This window comes from Streptomyces sp. NPDC005576 (assembly GCF_042871745.1).
Lineage (GTDB): Bacteria > Actinomycetota > Actinomycetes > Streptomycetales > Streptomycetaceae > Streptomyces.
This window is the reverse complement of record NZ_JBIAJC010000043.1, coordinates 1-6,259: the sequence shown is the minus strand read 5'-3', so window position 1 is coordinate 6,259 and position 6,259 is coordinate 1. Positions and strand designations below refer to the sequence as shown.

The following is a 6,259-nucleotide window of genomic DNA, read 5'->3' as shown; positions in this document are numbered from 1 at the left end:
CAAGGGCTCCCACTTCCTCGCCTTCCTCGGGCTCGCAGCCGCCCTGACCTGCTACAGGAAACTCACCAGGATCGCCACGTGAGACATCCTCTTAGGGACCGGCACGTCGGCAAGGGCAAGGACAGCTCCTGGAGGAGCGAATCCAGCATGCTCAGCGACCTCAAGAAGGCGCTGGAGAAGGGTAATTGGTTCTACCAGTGGGGTAATTCCATGGATGGCAAGTGGGATATCACCTACACCTACTCGAAGAAGGAATGCTCCTGCAGCCGCACGAAGACGAAGTACACGGTTACTGTGTTCTATTGCACCTTCGCGGCGCCTGATGGGAAGCCCGTCGGTGTGATGTCCGCCTACATCAACCCCAGTCGATGACGGGAAGTATGTAGCCCGAATTTTACGATCGCCGTGCTCCCGGGAATCCTTCGTCCCGGGAGCACGGCCGACAGTCTCCCTAAAACAGGGTGCGAAGAGGGGAAGTCGTGCAAGGAAACGAATCGGGAAAAATTCTCAGCGAGGTGATCGCTCAAGTTCGAGGAAGATTGGAAGCATCTCACCCGGCTCAAAGTGCCTTGAGGTCAGCTGCCGAAGCCATCAAGCATGATGAAGCTGAAATGGCTCTGGATGACTTCTCTCACATCATCAAATTCTTCCGCGTGTTCATTGCTGTAGCGGAGTACGAAAAGCTCCGCGTGGCCGCTCAAAGCCTAGATATGGTCGATATTCTGGAAGAAACAGATATTCTCTCCTTCGTTACTCCCTAACCTACTGAACTTGATCGGGTGATGTCGGGCTGATTGCGGGACAGCGTGCGGGCGGCGCCGGTAGTCCTGTTGGGTGAGATATCCGCAGGGCGGCGGCTTGACCGACGCTGAAAGGATCGCGCGCGAGCGGGTCCGGCTCCAGGCCGTGGCTGGCTTCGAGGCCGACGCGAAGAACCGGGAGATCGCTGCCTCGTTGCGTGTAGCGGAGCGGTCGGTGGAGCGCTGGCGGCGCCAGTGGCGCGAGGACGGTCTGGCCGGGGTGGCATCGAAGGGATCTCCCGGTAGACCTCGACTCTCCGGCACACAGATAGCGCGACTGGCACGGGAGTTGGAGCGCGGACCGCTGCCGCACAGCTGGGCCGATCAGCGGTGGACGCTGGCCCGGGTGAAGACGTTGATTGGTCGCCTGTTCCACGTCTCGTACACGGTGGAGGGTACGTGGCGGCTGCTTCGACGGCACGGATGGTCATGGCAGCAGCCCGCCCGGCGGGCGATCGAGCGCGACGACGATGCGGTGGGGCTGTGGAGGCGGGAGGTCTGGCCGCGGGTAAGAGCACCGCGGCGGTGAACAACGCCTGGGTGGTCTTCGAGGACGAGGCCGGCCAGTCGATGACCCCGCCGCGTGCCAGGACCTGGGGCCGCCTGGGCGTCACTCCGGTCGTCCGCGTACGCGTACGCGGACGCGGTTCGGGTCGCGTCTCGATGGCGGGGATGACCTGCTACAAGCCCGGTGAGCGGTCTCGTCTGATCTACGCGGTCCGCGAGTACCGGGGCCGTAAGGACGAACCGAAGGGTTTCGGCTGGAAGGACTACCGCGACCTGATTGTCCGTGCCCACACGCAGCTCGGCGGCCCGATCGTCCTGGTCTGGGACAACTTGCGCATGCACCTGGTCGCGCCGCTACGGGAGTTTTTCGCAGCCAACGCCACCTGGCTCACCGTCTTCCAACTACCGACCTACGCCCCGGACCTGAACCCGCAGGAGGGCGTCTGGTCGCTGGTCAAACGCGACATCGGCAACCTCGCCGCCGCGGACCTCGTCCAGATCACCCGAGCCGTGAAGCGTCGCCTCAAGAGGATCCAGTACCGACCAGAGCTGGTCGACGGCTGCCTGACGGCCACAGGCCTGACGCTGGAGGGCCGACGTGCTTCAGTCCTCCCAGTTCGCGTAGTCACCCATCGCGACGTCGTCACACAGGGTCTCCCATAGCCCGTTGTGTGCGAGCGCGGTGTCATCGAGGGTGGCCAGGAGCTCGCGGAGGTCGCCCGCAGCCTCCTCGAATCTGTCCTCATCGCCTTCTTCGTAGAACGGGAAGCGGGCGATGGTGGCCGCGACGCACCGGTGGAAGGCTTCGAGGTCCCTGTTCACGTGATTGGTGGTCGAAGACTCGGCCATGGGCATGTGCACGATGCGGCGCGAAGCCACTTCGATGGCGATGTGTCCAAACAGGCCGCTGGTCCCAAAGACGACCAACCCGCTCTCGTCCATCCCGCCGAGGACCGTCGCCTCGGCCAGCGGTTGGTACTCATAGCCGATCAGCCCCGCCGGGACCCCGATCTCCCGCAGATCGGCGGCGATCTCAGTGGGCACCTCTGGTGAGCAGCCGATACGGACCACGACGTACTGGGGCAAGGACAACGGCGGCAGGTCTCGCATCACGCGGACATCATCCTCGTTCTCCCGCGTCGTGGGAACCGCGATCCGGGCCCCCAGCACCATGCGGCAGACCCCGACATCATGGATTCAAGTTCAATACGAGGGGAGATTCACTGGCGCCTCCTGGGCGTGGTGCGCGGTTCGGCGCGCTGTTCCTCACGGGTGTCCCTAACGCCAGTGTGTGGCTGGTCCAGGGTTACTCCTGGACCAGCCACACGTGTTCTGCCTGTACTTAAAGCGTCTGCCTGCAGGGGGCAGTGGGTGGCGGAGGATGCTGGGGCATCGTCGTCAGGGCGTGTCAGGTGAAGGGAAACGGGGTTTGCAGGAGCCAGGTCGATGATGCAACACCGCAGGCTGCGGCTGTTGCCCAGGCTGCCCACGCTCGGCCGGACAGGTCTTTGACCGCTGTGGCGGTCTCCGATCCGATGAGTATGCCGAACACGATGGTCAGAACCAGGTCTCCCCCCTCGATTGCGGGCAGGCCGATGATGAGCCATCCCGCTACGCATGCCCCCAGGCCTACGGCCATGTAGGCCCACGGAATGGTACGAGAGGCCGGTGAATCCGTGCGCCAGCGGTGAAGCAGGATGGCGACGATCTGCGCTGCAGCGGCTGCGATGGCGATCATTGGCGTCCTTCCCTGGTCAGAAGTTGCATGCCTTCTTGACACCCTGGTATCCGAGCAGGGCGGTGATCGCTTTCCGGTGCGCGGCGGTCAGCTTGCGTCGCTTGGCGTAGGTCTGGATGAGCTTCGCGGTCTTCTTGACGCCGATCTTCTTGACCAGCTTGACCGCGGTGAGGATGCGCTTCGAGGATCCGCCCGGCGTGAAGGTGAGGATGAATCCAGCGATGGCCGCGCTGCACAGGATGATCTTCTTGGTGGTGGACCACCAGGAGGGGTCTATCACGATGGGGAAAGCGCTGCTTGCGTCGAAGTCGACGTGCTGGACGAGCTTGTTGCCGACGACTTTGTAGCTGGTGGGGACGTCGTTTCCGTTGGCGTCCTTGGCCCAGGGGGCGTCGAAGAATCCAGCGGCGTCCGTGGTGGGGGCCTGCTCGGCGTTCTCGTCACCGGCGGAGTAGAGGGAGACGGAACCGTCGTCGTGGGTGACGGCCGTCATACCGGCGGGAAGGGTGAAGCCGGTTTCGTAGTCGTGGGGGGCGGTGCTGTTCTTGAGGATGTTCAGCGTGCGCGAGCCGCCGTCGGCGGTGGGCTGGACTACGGTGTCGACCGGTCCGGTCGAGGTGTAGACGACGTTGCCGCCGACCTGTGTGCCCCTGGTGCTGGCGGAAGGGATCGTCAGCTTGTTGGGCATCAGGCCGTTCTGCACGTTGATGGTGTTGTTCAGTCCGTCCCAGGGCACGGAGACGACGTTCTCTTCCGTCACCGCGATGGAGGCGTAGTCGGCGTCCGAGGAGGTCGCCGCGGTGATGTCGGCGGCGTCGGAGTAGGTGTTGGCCAGGCCCAGGGCGTTCTCGGCTGTCGTCGGCTTCCACGCGGTGTCGACCGTGAAGCGAACGGGGTCGGACCATCCGTTGGCGTAGTGGGTGCCGTCGAAGCTGGTGGTACGGAAGCTGTAGGTCTTGCCCGTGGTCAGCTTGCCGGCGGGGACCTTGACCTGCGAGGTGCTGTTGGCGGGCGCCGGGGCGGCGTTGATGGTGGTGACCACCGTGCCGGTGGCCGTGTCGGTGATCTCGTACGTACCGGTGACCTCGTCCTCGCCGTTGTAGTCGACGGTGGAGTAACGCAGGAGGGGCGTCGTGGTGTTCACCTTGAAGATGCCGCCGGTGGAGATGAACGGGGCTCCGGCCTGCAGGTTGGCTCCGTTGTAGGGGCGGTAGTTGTACGTCACCTCCAGGGTGGGGATCTGGTCCTGGTTGGTGGCGTTGGCCGAGTAGAACCGCTTCCAGGCGTAGGTGTCCGCCTCGTCGACCGCCTTGAGGGCGATGGAGCCGCTCTCGGCCTTGGCCGAGGCCCAGGTCTGCGCCAGCTTGGTTATGTCGGTGGTGGCCCAGCCGGCGTTGTTGCAGGCGGCCGACTTGGTGTCGGTGGAGGTGGCGATCTTCTCCGTCAGCTGGGGCTGCTTGGTCCAGCGGGTGTTCTTGTCTGCGGCTCCCGCGGCCCAGACCTCCCAGCCGCGCGCGTCGCACGACCACGAGTGGTAGTTCCACAGCTTCAGGGACGCCTTGGAGACCAGGGCGTCGGAGAAGTTCTCCGTGCGGAAGGTGATGAACGAGCGCGCGACGCGCTTGGTGGTTCCCTCGTAGTCACCAGGCCAGCCGACCTTGAGGTCGACGTTCGCGGACTGGTCGGTGGTGTCACCGCCTTGGACGAACGTGTCGAACAGGACGTCGAGGGCATCCGTGGCGGGGTCGATCGTGACCGGGTACTGCGTCGCCGGGTCGGTGAGCCACTTCGCGTCCGGGCGCAGGGAAAGCTGTGCGGTGTTTCCGGACTGGGTCACCTCCATGGCGACCTTCTCGCGATTGGTGTGCTCGCCGGAGCGCGGATCGATCTGACTGTCCCACATGGTGGGGGCGGGCATGACGGCGACAGTCTCACCGGCGCTGTCGACGAAGTCGATGCCTCCGTCGATGCCAGGGGCGGCGTTCATGCCGTCCGGCAGGACGATCGGGATCTCCAGCGGAGCGCCGTCCTGCGGAGCCTGCCGCAATTTGAGGTACTGCTCGAAACCGGTCCGGGTCGCCTCGACTATGAGGTCGCCGCCCGGGACGGCGTCCGGGTAGGTCGCGACGTTGGCGGACAGCTGAGGAGCGGGCAGGCCGCCCTTCCACTGGACCGCGATCTTTGTGTCGCCGCTGCCCAAGGTGACCAGATCGCGTGCCGTGGTCTGCGGGGCGGCCGCGGCGGCCTTCAGCGACCGCGGCAGAGTGCCGCCCTTCCCGGCCAGCCTCAGCCCTTCCGGGTGCGCCTTGGCGACGACATCGCCGTCCGCGCCGCTGTGCAGGTCGACGTCCACGTCGACCCAACGACCGTCCTGCACCATCCGGACGGGACCGGCCGCGGACTTCCGGGTCAGCGTGCCGTCCGGGTTGGCGTAGACGGTGTCCGTCTCCGTGCGCATCTGCAGGATCTCGACCTTCCGGTCCTGGACCTGCGCAGCCGCCAGGGCCGCTTCGGCGCTCTCGGCTTCCGTGATCGGATGAGCCTCCAGCGACTTCACCGAGTCCAGGAGCGTGGAGACGGCCCGCTCCGCCTCGTTTCCGGCCGTCTCGTCCGCGGTCGGCCGGTCCGCGGCGACAGCGATGTTCGGCGTGGCCAGTAGCACGGCCCCCGCGGTCAACATCGCGATGCCGCTGGCACGCAATGATTTCTTCATCGTGGTACTCCCCAGGGCGCGCCCCCTTGCCTTCGGATGTAACCCCCCGGCGACCGAACGCGCATGATCGTTAGTGGCGAGATGTAAACACACATTGCACGATCTTGGCCAACTTTTGCCTTTACCGATGAGATTGAGACATTGCGATGCGAAGAATGCGATATCGCAACTTCAGTCCTATATAAGCCAGTTGACCTCAATTTGCCGATCCGGTCCCCAAACGGCGCATTCGTGCGGTCGACGCCTCCCGCTGATGCTCAGCACAGGCCCCTCCCCCAACGCGGACCAGCGCGATCAAGCACGAACGAACTCGCCGGACCCCCGCCACACCCCAGGAACGCGAACCCCGCCCGGCGAGCCCCAGGCCGAAGCCGCCGCCTCGGACGCGGTCTTGAGGATTCGTGCCACTAAGAAGTCATCTCATTTGGCGAGCCTGCGGTAGCAGATGAGAGTGCAGGCGATGCTGGTGAAGGCCAGGAAGTGGTCGGCCTTGCGTTCGTA

At 64.8% G+C, this 6,259-nt stretch carries 7 protein-coding genes; 4 read left to right on the top strand and 3 right to left on the bottom strand.

Annotated features, from left to right (window positions below; genetic code table 11):
• Positions 1-147: 147 nt before the first annotated feature.
• From ACFYPN_RS33560 to ACFYPN_RS33545, 4 genes are all read left to right on the top strand, one after another.
• Entirely contained in the window at positions 148-372 is a 225-nt protein-coding gene (locus ACFYPN_RS33560; RefSeq protein ID WP_358766236.1) for a hypothetical protein, read from the top strand.
• Positions 373-479: 107 nt separating this feature from the next.
• The gene (locus tag ACFYPN_RS33555) at positions 480-761 is read left to right on the top strand and encodes a hypothetical protein (protein WP_358766235.1); all 282 of its coding nucleotides are present in this window, start codon (positions 480-482) and stop codon (positions 759-761) included.
• Between the two features lie 73 nt (positions 762-834).
• Positions 835-1,329 carry a winged helix-turn-helix domain-containing protein gene (locus ACFYPN_RS33550; protein ID WP_358766233.1) on the top strand — a complete coding sequence of 165 codons (495 nt, stop codon included), beginning with the start codon at positions 835-837 and terminating at the stop codon, positions 1,327-1,329.
• A 41-nt stretch (positions 1,330-1,370) separates the two neighbouring features.
• Positions 1,371-1,970 (top strand): transposase, encoded by a 600-nt coding sequence (locus tag ACFYPN_RS33545; protein ID WP_389303669.1) that lies wholly within the window; start codon positions 1,371-1,373, stop codon positions 1,968-1,970.
• Here the strand turns inward: ACFYPN_RS33545 and ACFYPN_RS33540 are convergent.
• From ACFYPN_RS33540 to ACFYPN_RS33530, 3 genes are all read right to left on the bottom strand, one after another.
• On the bottom strand, positions 1,911-2,480 hold the full coding sequence (locus ACFYPN_RS33540) for an SUKH-4 family immunity protein (RefSeq protein ID WP_358766231.1): 570 nt from the start codon (positions 2,478-2,480) through the stop codon (positions 1,911-1,913). The two genes, ACFYPN_RS33545 and ACFYPN_RS33540, sit on opposite strands and share 60 nt — an antisense overlap.
• A gap of 235 nt (positions 2,481-2,715) precedes the next feature.
• Positions 2,716-3,045: a hypothetical protein gene (locus ACFYPN_RS33535; protein WP_358766229.1), complete on the bottom strand. Its 330-nt coding sequence runs from the start codon at positions 3,043-3,045 to the stop codon at positions 2,716-2,718.
• A gap of 16 nt (positions 3,046-3,061) precedes the next feature.
• Positions 3,062-5,758: a DNRLRE domain-containing protein gene (locus ACFYPN_RS33530; protein WP_358766227.1), complete on the bottom strand. Its 2,697-nt coding sequence runs from the start codon at positions 5,756-5,758 to the stop codon at positions 3,062-3,064.
• Positions 5,759-6,259 lie beyond the last annotated feature (501 nt).

Excerpts from the sequence above, each read along its gene's own strand:
- ACFYPN_RS33560 (WP_358766236.1), top strand. The coding sequence starts at position 148 with ATGCTCAGCGACCTCAAGAAGGCGCTGGAGAAGGGTAATTGGTTCTAC.
- ACFYPN_RS33530 (WP_358766227.1), bottom strand. The coding sequence starts at position 5,758 with ATGAAGAAATCATTGCGTGCCAGCGGCATCGCGATGTTGACCGCGGGG.
- ACFYPN_RS33535 (WP_358766229.1), bottom strand. The coding sequence starts at position 3,045 with ATGATCGCCATCGCAGCCGCTGCAGCGCAGATCGTCGCCATCCTGCTT.
- ACFYPN_RS33540 (WP_358766231.1), bottom strand. The coding sequence starts at position 2,480 with ATGGTGCTGGGGGCCCGGATCGCGGTTCCCACGACGCGGGAGAACGAG.
- ACFYPN_RS33545 (WP_389303669.1), top strand. The coding sequence starts at position 1,371 with ATGACCCCGCCGCGTGCCAGGACCTGGGGCCGCCTGGGCGTCACTCCG.